Annotated in this window: 11 protein-coding genes; all 11 read left to right on the top strand. The window is 65.0% G+C overall.

Annotation, left to right across the window (positions count from 1 at the left end; genetic code table 11):
• Positions 1–134: 134 nt before the first annotated feature.
• The 11 genes from VGM71_RS06530 (at position 135) to VGM71_RS06480 (ending at position 18,709) form a co-directional block, all read left to right on the top strand.
• A complete protein-coding gene (locus VGM71_RS06530) occupies positions 135–1,706 on the top strand; it encodes a glycoside hydrolase family 30 protein (protein WP_331543203.1) in 1,572 nt (523 codons plus the stop codon).
• A gap of 100 nt (positions 1,707–1,806) precedes the next feature.
• Positions 1,807–2,895, top strand: coding sequence for an aromatic ring-hydroxylating oxygenase subunit alpha (locus VGM71_RS06525; protein ID WP_331543201.1), 1,089 nt, complete (start codon positions 1,807–1,809; stop codon positions 2,893–2,895).
• Complete coding sequence (locus tag VGM71_RS06520) at positions 2,892–4,172, top strand: amino acid permease (RefSeq protein WP_331543199.1); 1,281 nt, start codon at positions 2,892–2,894, stop codon at positions 4,170–4,172. The genes VGM71_RS06525 and VGM71_RS06520 overlap by 4 nt, the downstream gene beginning before the upstream one ends.
• Positions 4,173–4,378: 206 nt before the next feature.
• A complete protein-coding gene (locus VGM71_RS06515) occupies positions 4,379–5,383 on the top strand; it encodes a glucokinase (RefSeq protein ID WP_331543197.1) in 1,005 nt (334 codons plus the stop codon).
• On the top strand, positions 5,380–7,722 hold the full coding sequence (locus tag VGM71_RS06510) for a beta-N-acetylhexosaminidase (RefSeq protein ID WP_331543195.1): 2,343 nt from the start codon (positions 5,380–5,382) through the stop codon (positions 7,720–7,722). Before VGM71_RS06515 ends, VGM71_RS06510 begins: the two co-directional genes overlap by 4 nt.
• Before the next feature lie 124 nt (positions 7,723–7,846).
• The gene (locus tag VGM71_RS06505; protein WP_331543193.1) at positions 7,847–11,041 is read left to right on the top strand and encodes a TonB-dependent receptor; all 3,195 of its coding nucleotides are present in this window, start codon (positions 7,847–7,849) and stop codon (positions 11,039–11,041) included.
• 8 nt (positions 11,042–11,049) lie between these two features.
• Entirely contained in the window at positions 11,050–12,411 is a 1,362-nt protein-coding gene (locus VGM71_RS06500; RefSeq protein ID WP_331543191.1) for an APC family permease, read from the top strand.
• Between the two features lie 4 nt (positions 12,412–12,415).
• Positions 12,416–15,124 (top strand): glycoside hydrolase family 2 protein, encoded by a 2,709-nt coding sequence (locus VGM71_RS06495; RefSeq protein ID WP_331543189.1) that lies wholly within the window; start codon positions 12,416–12,418, stop codon positions 15,122–15,124.
• A 10-nt stretch (positions 15,125–15,134) separates the two neighbouring features.
• Positions 15,135–16,145, top strand: a complete 1,011-nt coding sequence (locus tag VGM71_RS06490) for a LacI family DNA-binding transcriptional regulator (RefSeq protein ID WP_331543187.1) — start codon at positions 15,135–15,137, stop codon at positions 16,143–16,145.
• 12 nt (positions 16,146–16,157) lie between these two features.
• Positions 16,158–17,003 carry a sulfotransferase gene (locus VGM71_RS06485; RefSeq protein ID WP_331543185.1) on the top strand — a complete coding sequence of 282 codons (846 nt, stop codon included), beginning with the start codon at positions 16,158–16,160 and terminating at the stop codon, positions 17,001–17,003.
• A gap of 2 nt (positions 17,004–17,005) precedes the next feature.
• Positions 17,006–18,709, top strand: a complete 1,704-nt coding sequence (locus VGM71_RS06480; protein ID WP_331543247.1) for a bifunctional sulfate adenylyltransferase/adenylylsulfate kinase — start codon at positions 17,006–17,008, stop codon at positions 18,707–18,709.
• The last annotated feature ends 42 nt before the right edge of the window (positions 18,710–18,751 follow it).

The following is an 18,751-nucleotide window of genomic DNA, read 5'->3' as shown; positions in this document are numbered from 1 at the left end:
CAGCTACCCGGGGAATAGCGTGTGCCTCGTCAGCGAAATGCGGGCGATCCTCGCTGCGTAAAGTTACCTGGTTCGCTATGCTTCGGCCGTGATCGAAGTGACTGTCAATGTGAGCAACCAGGCCGGCGCGCGCCATGGATGAGCGAGGACCGGATTCCGGCCGGGTCGCCGCCATCTTCGTCGCCCTCATTTCCCTTCTGACCCTGGCAGCTCTCTACGCGCCGGGCCTCGAGCAGTCCAGGCTGGCCGCCAGGGCGGCCACGCCCGCGATACAGCCGATCATGCCGGCCGTCGAGGTCTGGCTGAGCACCGCGGACCACCGGCAGAAGCTGGCAGCGCAGCCGGGCATCGTCATGAGCGCCCGGGGCAAGACATCCGCGGACATCACCATCGACCTCGATGCGAAGTACCAGACCATCACCGGCTTCGGGGCGGCGATGACGGATGCGTCGGCGTGGCTGATCCGGAACAGATTGACCGAATCACAGCGCCAGGCCCTGTTTCGCGAATTGTATGGACCGCCGCCCAACCTGAACTTCAACATGATGCGCCTGACCATCGGCGCGTCGGACTTTTCGCTGAACCTCTATACGCTGGACGACATTCCTTTCGGGGAATCCGATCCGCAGCTGCGCTATTTCAATGTCGCGCCGAATCTGCAGGACCTGATTCCGACGGTGCGCGACATCCTGGCGATCAACCCCGGCCTGCTTATCGTGGCTTCATCCTGGAGCGCGCCCGCATGGATGAAGGACAGCCAGAACCTGATCGGCGGGGAGTTGCTGGAGGAGCACGAGGAAGCCTACGCGGATTACCTCATCAAGTACCTGGACACATACCGTGGCCATGGCATTCCCATTTATGCGCTGACCCTTCAGAACGAACCGGGCTATTCGCCGATCAGCTATCCCGGCATGTTGATGGGCCCGGAGACGCGGGCGCGCATCATTGCGAATTACCTCGGTCCGAAGCTGGCGAAGCGCAGGTCCCGAACGCGCATTCTCGATTGGGACCACAACTGGAGCCACCCCGAGCAGCCACTGGCCGTGCTGGCCAGTTCCGCCGCCGCTCGTTATGTCGACGGCGTAGCCTGGCATTGTTACGAAGGCAGCCAGCATGCGCAGGGGCGCGTACACCGCGATCACCCCGACAAGGACACTTTCATCACTGAGTGTTCAGGGGGTGACTGGCCGTTGAGCGTGAACGGCGAATTGCTCTGGTTCGCCCGTAACCTGTTGGTGACCGGTACGCGGCAGTGGGCGCGCGGCGTCATCTACTGGAACCTGGCCCTGGACGAGACCCATGGTCCGCACTTCGGCGGTTGCACGCTCTGCAATGGCGTGATAACGATCGACTCGGGAACCGGCGCCATCACTCGCACCGACGAGTACTATGCGCTGGCCCACTTCAGCCGGTTCGTGCTGCCCGGCGCCGCCCGTGTGCAATCCACCGACACCGATGCCGACAAGGGTATCGCCAACGTGGCGTTCGAGAACGCCACGGACGGCTCGGTTGTCCTGGTGATGGTGAACATCCGCAAGAGCGCGCGTACCGTCGCGGTCGACCAAGGCCAGTTCCACTTCGAATACCTTATGCCGCCGGAAAGCGTGGCTACGTTCGTGTGGAATCCGAACGCAGCCGGCATGTGGATACGCCGGGTGCTCCAATGGTTGGGAAGGCCCGACATTCCTGTGCGAACCGAGTAGGCAGATCACTGATCGGCCCATGAACTACTTCCCCCGCGCGAGTTGATGCTGCACCGCGGTTGGATGAATACTCGGTTATCGCCGTTGCCCAGTACCCGCCATGACCGAGCTGCTTTCACCGGATGCACTCACCCCGCAGGAACTCGACCATGCGCTGACCCTGCCGGCCCGCTTCTATACCGACTTGCGCATGCCGGGAGTAGATGGTTCGGCCATCTTTGCACGGAGCTGGCAGCTGGTATGCCACCAGTCGCAACTGGCAGGGGTGGGCGATCATGTGGTCACCGAGATCGCCGGGCTGCCCCTGCTGGTCGTGCGCAGCGACATGTCGAGCATCCGTGCTTTCCACAACGTATGCAGGCATCGTGCCGGGCCCATCGCCAGCTGCGACGGTCAGGGGGCGAAGCACCTCCGCTGCCGCTATCACGGTTGGACCTACGGCCTGGACGGCGTGCTGCGCGGTGCACCGGAGATGGGGCGTACCCCGGACTTCAATCCTGCGGACATCCGTCTTCCCGAGGTCCGCGTGCACCTGTGGCAGGGGCTGGTCTTCGTCGCCATTGGCGACGCGCCGCCGTTCGATGAGTTCGTCGCGGGCATTGATGAACGGCTTGGGCAGAACCGGACACTGCACGATTACCAGTTCCATCATCGCGTCGCATACGACGTTGCGTGCAACTGGAAGGTCTACGTGGATAACTACCTGGAGGGTTACCACGTGCCGCACATCCATCCGGGGCTCAACAGCCTTCTCGACTATCGCAGCTACATCACCGAGACCGCCGAGTGGTATTCGTTCCAGTTCAGCCCGCTGGAAAGCGGCGACGACCTCTACGGAAGCGGCGAGGCCCTGTACTACTTCCTGTACCCAAACGCGATGCTCAACATTCTTCCCGGCCGGCTGCAGACCAACCGTGTCCTGCCGTTGGGTGTCGATCGCTGCCGGGTGGTGTTCGACTTCTACTACGCGCCGGACAGCAGCCCCGAAGCACTGTCACGGCGCGAGCGGGATATCGCCTTCAGTGACGAGGTTCAGGACGAAGACGTCACCATCTGCGAAGACGTGCAGCGAGGGCTCGCGTCCGGTTCGTACGAAGCCGGGCGACTGAATCCATTGCGCGAGAACGCCGTCCATCATTTCCATGAAATGGTCAGGCGTGCCTACCGCGATTCGCTCGCGAACGCATGAGCTACAACCGAAGGGCCCTCGGGCAATGGATGCTGATCGCCCTGGTGATCGGCAACATCATCGGATCAGGTGTGTTCGTCTTGCCGGCGGCCTTGGCACCTTTCGGTGCTGCAAGCCTCATCGGCTGGGGCATCAGCCTGGGTGGCGCACTGATGCTGGCCCTGGTGTATGCGCGGCTGGCACAACTGATTCCCAACCACGGCGGTGCGTACGCTTATGCGCGAACCGCCTTCGGCGACCGTGTCGGATTCATCGTGGCGTGGAGTTACTGGGTCTGCGTATGGTCCGCCAACGCGGCGATCGCGGTGGCGTTCGCCGGCAGCCTGGGCTCGGTGTGGCCGGCGGCAACGGCCACGCCGTTGCGCAGTGCCTTGTGCGCGCTGGGTGCATTGTGGGTCTGCACGGCCATCAACCTGTCTGGCGTGCGCGAAGCGGGCCGCACCGCCATCGTCATGACATTGCTCAAGCTGGTGCCGCTGGTGGTCTTTGGCCTGGTGGGATTGGGCTGGGTGCACAGGAGCGCCTTCGAGCCCTTCAATCCCAGCGGACTGCCCCTGGTGAGGGTGGCTTCCTCCGTCGCCGCATTGACGCTTTGGGCGTTTCTCGGGCTGGAAACGGCGACCGTTCCGACCGATGTCGTGAAAGACCCGCAACGTACGGTGCCGCGCGCCACCATCGTCGGCGTGGCGATCGCGGGGCTCGCCACGATGCTGGCGTGTACCGTGGTCATTGGCATGCTTCCCGCCGATGTACTGCGCACGTCGGCGGCACCGATGGCGGAGGCGGCAAGGCGCGTATGGGGCGACGCGGCCGGCGTCGCGATCGGTGTAGTCGCCACCGTTTCGTGTCTCGGTGCACTCAATGGGTGGGTGCTGCTGCAGGCGCAGACGACGCTGGCAGCCGCGCAGGATGGTCTGTTTCCGGCAGTCTTCGCCAGACTGGACAAGCGCGGCACCCCGTGGATCGGCCTGTTGATCAGTAGCATTCTCGCGAGTGCGTTGATCGCCTCCAACTACAGCCGCACGCTGGTGGCGCTTTTCACGTTTACCATCCTGCTGTCGACCGCAGCTACGTTGGTTCCCTATCTCGTCACGGTGCTCGCGTGGTGGCGAATCGACGCTACCGCCAGGAGGTGGCGTCGATGGATTGCCGTAGGAGCACTGGCCTTCAGCCTTTGGGCGCTGATCGGTACGGGCGCCGAGACCTTGATGTGGGGTGCCGTGCTGCTGCTTGCAGGGGCGCCCATTTATCTGTGGCGGCGTTATTTCGTGAAGTGACGGTGCGCTTTGGCCTCAGGATTGCGGAGCGAACTGGAGTGCGCGTAGTTCGTGAGCGCAGCGGCACGCTATCACGAGCCCGGCCCTGTTGCGGCGCGCCTTGACACCGGTGTCAGTCCCGTCCCACCCTGATGTCGAATCCGGTGCGGGGGCACCCTGGATGGCGTGATTCGCGCTTTTGGTCCAAAGCGGGGGGAAGTCGGGGGATGCAATTTATTGCAGGGGACATCGGCGGCACGAATGGCCACGTCGCGCTCGTGCGCGCCGCGAACGACGGGTCGGGCGCCATCGAGACGCTCGCCTATCGCGTGTACTCCTGCGCCGCGTTCGGCTCGCTCGCCGCGCTGCTCCAGGCATTCATCGACGCCGAGGTGGGCACGCCGGTCTCGCATTGCGTGCTCGCATGCGCCGGCCAGGTGATGGGCGACGAGGTGGTGAACGACAACCTCGCCTGGCCGATCCGGCCCGATGCCTTGCGCGCGACGCTCGGTTTGACCGAGGTGGCGCTCCTCAATGATTTCGAAGCCCTGGCCTACGCTATCGAAGGGCCGCTGGCCGCGAGTGGCAGGCATCTGTGCGGTCCGGCGGCTCGTGGCCCGGGGCCATCACTGGTAGTCGGTCCGGGCACGGGGTTGGGCGCGGCCGCGTATGTGCCCGGCGTGCCCCATGCGGCGATCTTCACGACGGAAGCCGGCCAGATGGACTTTGCACCCCACTCGCTGCGCGAACGCGAAGTGCTGGCCTGGCTGGCGCCGGACGGTGGTTATGTACCCGTCGAACACATCGTGTCGGGGCCGGGCTTGCTGACCGTCTACGAAGCGCTGTGCGCACTCGATGGCGAGGCGCCGGTATTGGCGACGCCGAAGGCCGTCACGTTGGCAGCCGAGGCGCAGGCCGACCGCCATGCCGTGGAGGCGGTGGAGCTGTTCTGCGCAGCCCTGGGCAGCTTCACCGGCAATCTCGCCATGACGACCATGCCGACCGGCGGCGTTTTCCTTGCCGGCGGCTTCCTGTCCTCCATTTTCGACCTGCTCAGGCGCAGCGCGTTCGAAGAACGTTTCTTGCATGGACGTAGCGTGCGGGCCTTGCTGGCCCAGGTGCCCGTGTGGGTTACCGAGCACGGCTGCCATGGTGTGCAGGGTGCCGCCCGCTGGTACACCCGTCACCGTGCACCTTCTGGCGCCACGACCCTCGCGGGTGCTGCCGCATGAAGCCGGGCGCGCTGACGACACGTATCCGCCGCATCGTCATGGCATGTGCGGCCTTCGCCATCGGCGCGCTCGCGACGAATGCTTTCGCCGCATCCGCGTGGTCGCTCGTGCCCGTGCCCGCCGTGGTGAGGCCGGCTGGTACCGGCACGGTCGACATTGGCGACGGTGCAGGCGTTGCCGTGCGCGGAACCAACGACGCCGCCACGGCGGCTGTGGTGGACAACTTCATGCGGCGCGTCGCCGACGTGCGCGGGCTGACGATGCGTAAAGCCACGAGCGGCGCGGCTCCAGCGGCGGTGACGTTCGACGTTCGTCCAGACGCGGCTGTCGTGGGCGATGAAGGCTATGCGATAGACGTGGGTGAGCACGGCATCGTCGTCTCGGCCCGTACCGCCCGTGGTGCGTTCTACGGAAGCGTGACGGTGTGGCAACTGCTGACACAGCCGGGTTGGACGCGCGGAGCCACGGCACACGTGCCCTACGGCACGATCGAGGATCACCCGCGCTTCGCGTGGCGTGGCCTGCTGCTCGACTCCAGCCGGCACTACCAGAGCGCCGACGAGATCAAGCGGCTGATCGACTGGATGTCGCTCGACAAGCTCAATGTGCTTGTGTGGCACATCACCGATGACCAGGGCTGGCGCCTGCCCGTACCGACCTATCCCGAACTGTCCACGAAAGGTGCATGCCGCGAGGCCGTGGGCAACGACAGCGAAGTGTCGGGCGCGCGGGACAAGCCCTATTGCAAGGTCTACACGGCCGCGGAAGTCCGCGACATTGTGCGCTATGCCGCAGAACGTTACGTCGAGGTCGTACCGGAGATCGATCTTCCCGGGCACTCGCAGGCCGCCATCGCCGCCTACCCGTGGCTGGGCGTGACGGGCAAGCGCCCGCCCGTGTGGACCAACTGGGGCGTCAGCCCCTGGCTGCTGAATCCGAATGCGAAGACGCTGCGATTCGTCACTGACGTGATGGACGAGGTGATGCGCCTGTTCCCCTCGCGCTACGTCTCCTTCGGTGGCGACGAGGCGGATAAGCAGCAGTGGAATGCCTCGCCCGAGGTCAATGCGCAGATGAAGGCGCTGAAGCTCGCCAATATGGACGAGTTGCAAGGCTGGTTCATGCAGCGGGTCGCTACGTACCTCGTAGACCACGGCCGCACGCCGGTGGGCTGGGACGACGAAGTAGCCGCCGGCGTCGCGCTGCCCCGCGCGCAGGTGGTGATGTCCTGGCACGGCGACCACGACGAGCGCGTGGCGCTTGCCGCGTTGCGCCAGGGCCACGACGTGGTCATGACGCCGCAGGAATCCTTGTACTTCGACCACCTGCAATCCGGGCTTCCGGACGAATGGGCCGGACCGCCGCCCGAGGTGACGCCGCGCCAGGCCTATGACGCGCAACTGGTACCTGCGGGCACCAGTGCAGACGAAGCGAAGCACATCATCGGCGTGCAGGGCGGCCTCTGGGCCGAGCAGATGCTGACCTTCGCGCACGACCAGCACGCCACGTTCCCGCGCATCGCCGCGCTGGCGGAGCTCGGCTGGTCACCGCCGGCCGCGCACGACTGGAACGGCTTCCTGGCGCGCCTCCCCGCCGAAATGTCCCGTTATCGCGCGCTGGGCATCGATGCCGCGGATAGCGCGTTCGCGCCGACGTTCGAGATGTCGCGTGCTGCGGATGGCGCGATGCGCGTCGTGCTCGACAACCAGGTCCATGGGAGCGGCATCCGTTACACCACCGATGGCACGGAGCCTGTCGCGGCGTCCGCGACGTATACGCATCCACTCGCGTTGCCCGCAGGCACCACCTTGCGAGCCGCCACGTTCGCTCCGGACGGCGGTGTGCTTGCCGCGGCCCGCTCGACGTTGCTGGACGAGGCCACGCTATTGAGTCGTGACAGCGCCGCGCTGGCGACCTGCTCGGGCGAGCCGTCGTCGCGCCTGCAAGGTGCCAGGCCGGATCGTGGTACGAGTCCGGTGTACGCAGTCGAGATTGGCAACGCCTGCTGGATGTGGCCGATGGCGGACGTGAGAGGCGCAGCCCGCGTCACCGTGACGGCTGAAAAGCTGCCGTGGCGCTACGGCGACGAAGCCCGCGGCGCCGTGGTGCGTGGCAGCCACGGTGCGGACGACGCCATCGAGATCCGCGGGAACAGTTGCGACGGCCCGCGGCTTGCGACGTTGCCGCTTGGCCGCGCCACGCCAGCAGGCGGGCAAGTGCACCTGGAGGCCAACCTCTCCGCGCCTATCGCGGCGGATGTGCATGCCTTGTGTGTCTTTGCAACGGGCGACCCACGCAAGGGACAGTGGGCGCTGGGAAAGATTTCGTTCTCGAAGTAGGGCGGTGCGCGGGGGCGCACCGGGGGTTGGGGAAAACAAGCATTGGCAGCACAACGGCGTGCGTCTTCGGGCGGGGCCGGGCATTACGCGTTCCCGATAGGCAACAGTCACGAGGTCACGGCCCATGTCCACAGCACTTCGCAAACATCCTTTATCGTTCGCCATCACGGTGACACTGCTGGCCGTCGCCTCGACGTCGGCGGGCGCTTCCACTTTCTTCGACGTGCAGCAGGACGGGCAACCCGCCCAGGCGGCTACCACGCAAGCGCCGCCGCCGCCGGCCGCGGCAAAAAAGGGAAGCGGCAAGGAAGGCGACGCCGCGAAGAGTGCCGTCGATCTGTCGGGCGTCACCGTCACCGGTGTCCGCGCGTCGCAGATGAAGGCGATCGACGTGAAGCGCGACGCTGACAGGATCCAGGACAGCATTACCGCCGAGAACATCGGCGCGTTGCCCGATACGACGATCACCGACTCGCTCCAGCGTATCACCGGCGTGCAGATCAACCGCGACGCGGGCGTGGGCACGTCGGTGGATGTCCGCGGCCTGCCGCAGGTCGGCACCATGCTCAACGGCGAGGTGTTCATCACCGCGGACCAGATCGACTCCCAGCAGCCCGACTTCAGCATGCTGCCGTCGACGCTGTTCCATGGCGCGGACGTGGTCAAATCGGCGACCGCCAACGAAACCGATGCGGGCATCAGCGGTGCGATCGACCTGCATACCTACCGCCCCTGGGACCTGCCTTCCGGTTTCACATACAGCTACTCGGCCAACGGCGAGCGAGGCTCGACCACGAGCCACACGGGCCCCGAGGCCAATGGCCTCATCTCGTACAACGACAGCGGCCGGTGGGGCTTCCTGATATCGGGTGACTACTCCGATACCCGGCGCATGAACTCCACCGAAGGCCTGGATCAGTACGGCGTGGTGCTCAATGGCGAGAATGCCGCGAGTGCCGGTGGCTATAACGGCTTCCTCACGCCGTGGAACGACGCGCCTATCCCGTCGCAGATCGTGCAGAACGCCGACGGCAGCGTGGACGTGAACGGCGACGGCAAGTCCAACGGCGTCTTCATGGGCAGCCAGAACTTCGGCATCAACCAGATCATCACCCAGCGCAAGCGGAAGTCGGGCAACGCCTCCTTCCAGTTCGACATCGGCAATGGCTTCAGCCTGACGAGCGACTACTTCTATTCGCAGCAGCACGAATTCGACCGGAACGTCGGCGTCCAGTTCAACTCCACCAATTGGCAGGGCGCCACGTACGTGCCGCTGCAGTCGCAGGATACCGGCCACCCGGCGCTTGGGTCGTACGGCACGCCTGAACCCGGCTGGGAAGGGTCGAACATCTACACCACGAAGGTGTACCAGAAGTGGCCGGGCGACGTGGAGTCGTACTCCTCGATGATCCGCAAGTTCTCCGTGGCGAAGAACCTGAACCTGCAGCTGGACTATGACAACGGCGGACCCTTCACCGGCTCGCTTCGCGGCATCCACGACACGGCGTCGCAGTCGCTCCAGGAAACCGACGTCAACATCTCCGATTCGGACGGTGCCCTGTGGCCCAATGTGCTGAAGGACGGCGTGCCTGACGACGCGGTGCCAACGGGGACGATGGTGTATCCCGGGGAACTGGGCGGCAACCGTGTGTTCAACCCCACGGGCATCCCGCAGAACACGATTCCCATCGTCGCCGACTTCCGCGGTCGCTATCTGAAGATCAGCACGCCGGCCGAGCTCGCGGCGGCGTTCGCCGATCCCAACGCCTGGACCATGAAGACGCTCGAGTCGTCGGGGAACTACGATCGCGAGGTGGCCCTCAACGCCTTGCGGTTCGACGGCAAGTTCGACTTCGACGATGGGTTCAAGCTTGAGTTCGGCGTGCGCAACAGCATCCGCGATGCAAGCAATGACGGCTGGACATTCGAGACGCCGGTATACGCCGGGATGGGCGCAAGCGACCCGAACGGCTGCCTGGTGCGCTATGTCGGCGCCGACGTGGTGCTGAACAGCGGGTCGTGTACGGCCGGCAACGACCAGGGCTACTTCCGCGCCGGTCCGCTGTCGGCCCTCTCCATGCCGAAGACCGCCGGACCGCTGGCAAATAACTTCAAGGCCTATAACAACCTGCTCGGCTCCGGCATCAATTTCTGGGCGATCGATCCCGATGCCATGAAGAACCCGGAGGCTTACTGGAAATCGCTCTACCCCGATACCGTACGGGTAGCCGAACCCGGTACCACATGGGGCGTGCGGCTGAAGGAACTGTCGGGTTACCTGCAGGGCGACTTCAACGGCATGATCGGTGACATGAACTACAGCGGCAACGTCGGTGTGCGTCTTATCCGCAGCAAGCTCGACGTGACACAGCACCTCAGCGGCGACCCGGGTGCCTACGGCAACGAGCCGGAGGACGTGGGCAGGGACATCACCAAGCGCTCGTACCAGGATGTCTTGCCGTCGGCGAACTTCGCCCTGGACGTGACAGACAGCCTGAAGTTCCGCCTGGCCTACTCGAAGAACATGATGCCGCTGGACCTGAGTACCTGGGGGGGCGGCCTGCAATTGAACTATTCGTTGTCCGAGACGCCCGATGGGCCCATCTTCCGCGTCGCCAACGGTACCTCCAGCGGCAACCCGAACCTCGACCCCTGGCGATCCACCAACTTCGGCGCCTCGGCGGAGTACTACATCAATCCCACCAGCATGGTCAGCCTCGCGCTGTTCCGCATCAACGTGGATAGCTTCATCAAGAACGGCAGCGTCACCAACTGCACGTTGCCCGACGAAGATGGCGTGGTGCGCAACCACTGCATCGTGATCACCGAGCCCGTGCAGGGCACGGGCAACAGCATCAAGGGTGCGGAGTTCGACTACCGCCAGGGCTTCACCTTCCTGCCGGGCATCTTCTCGAAGACGGGCATGGAGTTGAATGCTACGTACGCGCCCAGCGAATCCGGAGAAAAGGATCTTGCCGGCAAGAAGATCCCGTTCCAGGACAACTCCGAGAAATCGGGTAACTTCATCCTCTGGTACCAGGACGACCGCTTCCAGGCCCGCGTGGCGTACAACTATCGCTCGCGGCGCGCGGTGGCCGATAGCGTCGGTGGCATCACCGGGCTGGAGATGTACGAGGCGCCGCAGAAGTACATCGACGCGTCCATCTCGTACAAGTTCGCGAAGCAGCTGGAAGTGTTCCTCAACGGCACGAACCTGACGAACGAGTACCAGCGCTACTACCTGGTGTGGCCGGGCCAGCCCGGGCACTCGACATTCTCCGAGCGTATGTTCATGTTCGGCATCCGTGGTCAGTGGTAGGGGAATCCATGAGCGAGCGTAGCTTCCACCGGTCGATCGGGGTCTTTTCGGGCACCGCCATCAACATGACGCAGATGTGCGGGATTGGCCCGTTCATCACCATCCCGTTGATGGTGGCTGCGATGGGCGGCCCACAGGCCATCGTCGGGTGGATCGTGGGGGCCTTGCTGGCCATGGCCGATGGGCTGGTATGGGCGGAACTGGGCGCCGCCATGCCAGGCTCCGGCGGTACCTACGTGTACCTCCGGAAGGCCTTCCAGGAGCGGACCGGCAAGCTCATGCCGTTCCTCTTCATCTGGACGATGCTGCTGGCCATACCTTTGTTGATGTCCACGGGCATCATCGGCATGGTGGAGTACCTGCAGTTCTTCTTCCCGGACATGGGCTGGTGGACCGCGCACCTCGTCGGGGTGGCAGCGACGGCGCTTGTGACGTGGCTGCTGTACCGCCGGATCGAGTCGGTGCGTGTCATCACCATCGCCTTGTGGGTGATCATGCTCGTCTCGATCATCGGCGTGTCTGCCGCCGGGTTCTCGCACTTCGACGCCAGGCTCGCGTTCGATTTCCCGCCCGATGCGTTCGGCTCCCGCTTCTTCGTCGGGCTTGGGGCGGGCCTCATCATCGGTGTCTACGACTACCTGGGCTACAACACCACGGCTTATATCGGGGACGAGCTGCGCGACCCCGGCCGCACCATGCCGCGCACCATCATCATCTCGATCACGGCGATGATGGTGGTCTATCTTCTCCTCAACATCAGCGTGCTGGGCGTGGCGCCGTGGCGGGAGATCGCAACGTCCAAATCCGTCGCGTCGCTGGTGGTCGAGCGCAGTTGGGGCCACGCGGCCGCCGCGGTGATGACCACCCTCATCATCGTCACGGCACTGGCCTCGGTGTTCACCGGCCTGCTCGGCGGTTCGCGCGTACCGTTCGAGGCGGCGAGGGACAAGGTCTTCCTTTCGGCGTTCGGCCGGCTCCATGCGAAGGATGGTTTCCCCCACGTCGCCTTGCTGACCATGGGCGCGGTCACTGCCATCGGTACGTTTTTCGACCTGACCGAAGTCATCAACATGCTGCTGACGGCGACCATCCTGGTGCAGTCGCTCGCCCAGGTCGTTGCGCTTATCGTGTTGCGCCGGCGCGAGCCACAGCTTCCCCGACCGTACAGGCAATGGCTCTACCCGGTGCCTTGCATCATCGCGCTGGTGGGCTGGGTGTATGTGTACGTGTCTGCTTCGACCCTGTCGCTGATGCTTTCGGGCGCATGGATCGTCATCGGCCTGGTGGTTTTCGCGCTGTGGGCGCGGGTGAACGCCGCGTGGCCTTTCGCACCGCTTGAGATCCAACGTACAGCCGCCGGGGAGCATTGACACCATGCAGAGTGCAGCGCGGACCGCCTTCGCCGCCGCCATCGTGATGGGCCTGGTCGCCAGCCCGGTGTCGATGGCACGTACCACGTACGCCGATACACGCGTTGCCGCGGAGGCGGGAGCCGTCAACCCCATTAGCCGCTGGCAGATCCAGGACAGCGCGAGAGCGCAGCAAGGCGGCGCGGCGATCTCCGCCAGCGGCTTCGCCACCAAGGACTGGTACCCGGTCACAGGCCGCGCCACGGTCATGGCCGGGTTGCTGGAAAACGATGTCTTCAAGGGCGACGTGTTCCACAGCGACAACCTTCGTGCCGTGCAGGTACCCGATGCCAGTGGCAACCTGTTCGTGACGCCGTGGTGGTACCGGGCGGGTTTCAGCCTGCCGAAAGCTGCAGGCAAGCGATACACCCTGCTGCGCACCCACGGCATCATCGCCAGCGCGGACGCGTGGGTGAACGGGCAGAAGGTCGCCGACCATGCGGATCTCGCGGGGGCCTATCCGGCGCACGACATCGACGTGACGCGATGGGTGCGCGCCGGCGCCAATGCCGTGGCCTTGAAGGTTTATCCCGGCGACCCACGCATGAGTCTGTCCATCGGCTGGGTCGACTGGAACCCCACGCCGCCGGACAACAACATGGGCCCGTGGCGAGGGGTGGACATCGTCCAGACCGGCCCCGTGGCGTTGAGTGCACCGCACGTGGCGCCGACATTGTCGGCGGACCTCAGGCAGGCGACGTTGGCCGTGAGCGTCACGGCGACGAACCTGGATACGGTGGCCCATGATGCAACCGTCTCGGGCACCGTCGCCGACAAGCCGGTGCAGCAGATGGTCCATCTCGCCCCGGGCGAGGCGAAGGTCGTGTCGTTCGGCTCCGGGTCGACACCGGCCGTGGCGCTGGACAACCCCAAGGTGTGGTGGCCCATCGGCATGGGCGAGCACCCGCTGTACCAGATGGCGGTGACCGCGACTGTGGATGGTGCGTCGTCGGACCGGGCGACCACGACATTCGGCGTACGCCGGGTGGAATCCACGCTGACCCGCCAGGGCTATCGCCAGTTCATCGTCAACGGCCAGCCCTTGCTGATACGCGGTGGTGGCTGGGCACCGGACATGTTCCTGCGCGACGATCCCGCGCGCATGGAGGCCGAATTCGGCTATGTGGTGAACCTCGGCATCAACACCATCCGCAGCGAGGGCAAGCTGGAGAACGATCGGTTCTACGATCTTGCCGATCGCAATGGCATCCTCGTCCTGCCGGGCTGGGAATGCTGCGACAAGTGGGAGGCCGCCGCGAAGACAGGTGGTGAGCCTTGGACCGATGCCGACCTGCGCGTGGCGCAGGCGTCGATGGCCACCGAGGCTCGCCTGCTGCGCAACCATCCCTCGGTGATCGGCTTCTACATCGGTAGCGACCACGCGCCCCCGCCGGCGCTCGCGAAGATGTATACGGATACGCTGCGCGCCGAAGGCTGGTCGTTACCCATCATCTCCGCGGCCGTGGATGAGAAGACGGCGGAAGCCGGCCCCTCCGGGATGAAGATGGCAGGCCCCTACGACTGGATCCCTCCGTCGTACTGGTACGCGGACAAACTGGGCGCAGCGTTCGGCTTCGATTCGGAAGTCAGCGCGGGCGCGGTCATCCCTCGCCTGGAGGACGTGCAGCGCATGCTGTCGGCGCAGGAGCAGGAGGCCTTGTGGAAGTACCCGGACGCCCGGCAATACCATGCCTCGGCCGACTGGTCGACGTTCGCCGTGCTCACCCCCTTCGACACGGCGCTGGCGAAGCGTTACGGTGCGCCGAGCGGCCTCGACGACTACGTGGCGAAGGCGCAGCTCGATAACTATGACAATGTGCGTGCACAGTTCGAAGCCTTCAATGCGCGCATGAATGCAGCGAACCCCTCCACCGGCGTCATCTACTGGATGCTCAACAACGCGTGGCCCTCGCTGCACTGGCACCTGTACGACTACTACATGAATCCGGCGGGCGCGTACTACGGCGCCAAGAAGGCCAACGAGCCGGTGCACATCCAGTACGCGTACGATTCGCGCTCCATTGTGCTGGTGAACCACACACTGGACGAGCGCCGCGGACTGCAGGCCTCGGTAAAGGTCCGCAACCTCGACGGAAGCGTGCGCTACCAGAAGCAGGTGCAGGGCATCGACCTGCCGGGCAACCACGCGCAGTCCGCGCTCGATCTGCCGTCGGTCGCGGGGTTGTCCACGGTCTATTTCATCGAGCTGGAGCTCGCCGGGGCCGACGGGAAGCCCGTGAGCCGCAACGTCTACTGGCTATCCACGCGCGAAGACAAGCTCGACTGGGCGAAGTCGAACTGGTATCTCACGCCGGTCACGCAGTACGGCGATTTCACCGCCCTGGCGTCGTTGCCGAAAGCGACCCGCGAGGTTCATGCCTCGACCGTGCGCGAGGGCGACGAGGAGGTCACGACCGTGACACTGTCCGTACCCGCATCGTCGCCGTCGGCCGTCATACAGGAGCACCTGGCGATACGGCGCGGCGCGAAGGGCGACCTTGCGTTGCCTGTAAGGTGGACAGACAATGACGTCACGCTCTGGCCTGGTGAATCCGTCGTGCTCACGGCGCGCTACCCGGCGAAGGGCAGGGCCGGTACGGTAGTCGAGGTATCCGGTTGGAACACACCCGCGGAGCAAGTTGTCGCGGCAGTCACCCAGGGAACGAAGCATTGAAGAGGTCTTCATGTCGCGCGTGACCATCAACGATGTGGCTCGTGCGTCCGATACATCGAAGAAGACCGTCTCACGCGTGCTCAACCAGGAACCGGGCGTGCGCGAGGAAGTGCGCGACCGCGTGATGGCCACCGTCGCCGAGCTCAACTACCGGCCGCTTACGTCGGCGCGCAGCCTGGCGTCCAATCGTTCCTTCATGATCGGGCTGCTCTACGACAACCTGTCGCCCAGCTACATCATGGAAGTGCAGGCGGGCGTGCAGGAGGCCTGTGAGGCGCACCAGTACAGCATGATGGTGCAGTCCCTGGACTCCAAGGCGCGGGATTTCATGGAACGGGTCGAAGGCATCCTGTGGCGGCACCGCCCCGACGGCCTGATCCTCACGCCTCCCATTACGGACCACCCGGCACTGCTTGCGCACCTGCGCGCCGCCGAGCTCCCATTCGCATCCATCGCGCCGCGCAAGCCCAAGGGTATCGCGGGCGTCATCCTTCAGGAACGCGAGGCTGCGGCGGCGATGGTGGACCACCTCGTCGCGCTGGGACATCGTCGCATCGCGCACATCATCGGCGACCCGAAACACGGCGCGGGCGTGTGGCGCCTTGCGGGATACCGCGATGGGCTGAAGCGCGCCGGGTTGGCGGAACGTGACGATTACATGGTCCAGGGCCAGTTCTCCTTCGAGTCGGGCGTAAAGGCCGCCCGCCAGCTGCTGCGCCTGAAGCAGCGGCCCACGGCCATCTTCGCGGCAGACGACGACATGGCCGTGGGTGCCATCTGGGCCGCCGCCGAAGCCGGCGTTTCGGTGCCCAGCGAGGTGTCCATCTGCGGCTTCGACGACACCACGATCGCGACGCAGGTGTGGCCCCCGCTCACGACGGTTCACCAGCCGGTGCGCGACATGGGTAAGCGCGCCACGGAGGAGCTCCTGCAGGGCCTCCTTGGGAAGGGCGAGCCCCGCATGGTCGAAGTGGACTACCAAATGCGCCTGCGTGCATCCACGGCGCCCGCACCCCGATAGAGGAAGCACCGCATGTCAGCAACACCCGATGCCCCCAACACCCAGCGCCGGTTCCATTTCATCTCCGGTCTGCCACGCGCGGGCACCACGTTGCTTGCCGCCATCCTGAACCAGAATCCGCGCTTCCGCGCCGGGATGACCAGCCCGTTAGCCGACATCATGGGCGTCGTGGTGGCCGAGGCCAGCAGCAAGAACGACTTCGCCTTCGATGTCACGGACGAACAGCGCGTGGCCTTGCTGCGAGGCCTGGTAGAGAACTTCTATTCGGTCGATACCCGCGCCGACGCGGTGTTCGACATGAGCCGCCTGTGGTGCAGCCGCATGGGTCTGCTCAACGCATTGTTCCCGGGAGTGAAAGTGATCGCCTGCGTGCGCCAGCTGGCCTGGGTACTCGACAGCATGGAGCGGCTGGTGCTCAAGCAGCCGGTGAGCGTCAGCAAGGTGTTCCGTTACGACACGAACACGACGGTGTACTCGCGTGTCGAGGCGCTGACCGATCCACGCGGCATGGTCGGTTTCGCGTACCAGGCGACAAAGGAAGCGTTTTACGGCGAGCACGCACGCGATCATCTGCTGCTGCTTACCTACGAGAGCCTGGTGCGCGATCCGGAGACGGCCACGCGCGCGGTGTACCGGTTCCTGGGCGAGCCGTGGTTCGAGCATGACTTCGACCATATCGCGTACAGCGCCGACGAATTCGATGCCCGCGTGGGCATGCCGGGGCTGCATGCTGTCCGCGCCAAGGTCGAGGCCGTCGAGCGCACGCCTGTCCTGCCGCGGGAGGTCTTCGGGCGTTTCGCCAACGAGGCGTTCTGGGCGGATACGAAGAACAACGTCAACCAGGTGACCATCGTTTGATCGTGCCGACCGAGCCGCATGGTGGTGTGCTCAAGGACCTGTACCTGCCGGAAGCGGAGGCGCTCGACGCGAGGCGCGCATCGGGTGCGCTGCCCAGCGTCGTGCTCGATCATCGACACCTTTGCGATCTCGAACTGCTTCTCGACGGCGCGTTCTCACCGCTCGAAGGCTTCATGGGAGAGGCTGATTACAACGCCGTCGTCGACGATCTCCGCCTGGCCGACGGTACTCTCTGGCCGATGCCGATCGTGCTCGATGTCTCCGAAGACGCAGCGGCATCGCTATCGATCGGGCAGGATGTCGTGTTGCGTGACGTCCAGGGAACGGCGCTTGCGGTGCTCACCCTGTCTGGCATCTTCCGCCCGTACAAGGGTCGTGAAGCCTTGCAGGTTTACGGCACGCTGGACCGCCAGCACCCCGGTGTCGCCGACCTGCTGCACCGAGGCAACGTTTATCTCGGCGGTCGCCTTCGCGGGCTGCAGCGGCCGGCCCATCACGACTTCTCCGACCTGCGGGCTTCCCCGCGTGAGATGCGTAGCTACATTGCCGACCAGGGATGGGAACGCGTCGTCGCCTTCCAGACGCGCAACCCGCTGCACCGTGCCCACGTGGAGCTTACGCGGCGAGCCATGCAGGCCGTCGATGGCAAACTCCTGCTGCACCCCGTCGTCGGACGGACGAAAGACGGCGATATCGATACGTACACCCGCGTCCGCTGCTACCGCGCGTTGCTGGCGCACTACCCGCGCGACTCAGTCAAGCTGTCGGTACTGCCGCTGGCCATGCGCATGGCCGGCCCGCGCGAAGCGCTCTGGCACGCCATCATCCGGAAAAACTTCGGCGCGAACTTCTTCATCGTCGGTCGCGATCACGCCGGGCCGGGGAAGGATGCATCGGGGCGGCCGTTCTACGCGAAACTGGCCGCGCAGCAATTGGTCCAGGCACACGCCGACGAACTGGGCATAACCGTTCTGCCGTTTGCGCCCATGGTGTATTCGCCAGGACGCCAGGCTTACGTTTCCACCGAAGAACTGAAGGCAGGCGAAGACGTGAGCGACGTCTCCGGCACCGAACTGCGCAAGCACCTCCGCGATGGCACGCCCATCCCGGAGTGGTTCACCTATCCGGACGTGGAAGCCATCCTCCGGCAGCGTTTCCCGCGCCCTGAGAACCGGGGATGTGCCATCTTTTTCACCGGCCTGTCCGGCGCCGGCAAGTCAACCATCGCGCAGGCACTCATGGCCACCATCCTCGAAAACACCGGGCGGCAGGTCAGCATGCTCGACGGTGACGAGGTGCGAAGAACATTGTCGGCTGGGCTCGGGTTTTCGCGGGCCGACCGCTCCGCCAATATCCTCAGGATCGCCTACGTCGCATCGGAAGTCGTCCGCCACGGCGGCATCGCCATCTGCGCGCCGATCGCACCCTATGCCGATGACCGGGCGAAGGCGCGGGCGCTGGTTGAAGCGCACGGCGACTTCATCGAAGTGCATGTCAGCACCAGCCTGGACGTGTGCGAAGCACGTGATACCAAGGGGCTGTATGCGCAGGCTCGGTCGGGGGTGCTCAAACACTTCACCGGTATCAGCGATCCCTATGAGGTGCCCGAAACCCCCGACCTTCGCCTTGACGGCGCAGAGTTGACGCCGGCATCCCTCGCAGCCCGTATCGTTGGGGTGCTTCGGGAGCGGCAGCTGATTGTCTAGGGCAAATTCGCTGCAGCGGGGAGAATCCGACCCGTAGGAGCG

Source organism: Luteibacter sp., assembly GCF_036499525.1.
Classification (GTDB): Bacteria; Pseudomonadota; Gammaproteobacteria; order Xanthomonadales; family Rhodanobacteraceae; genus Luteibacter.
Note: the sequence above shows the minus strand (reverse complement) of the source record. Positions and strands in the feature narration are given on the sequence as shown.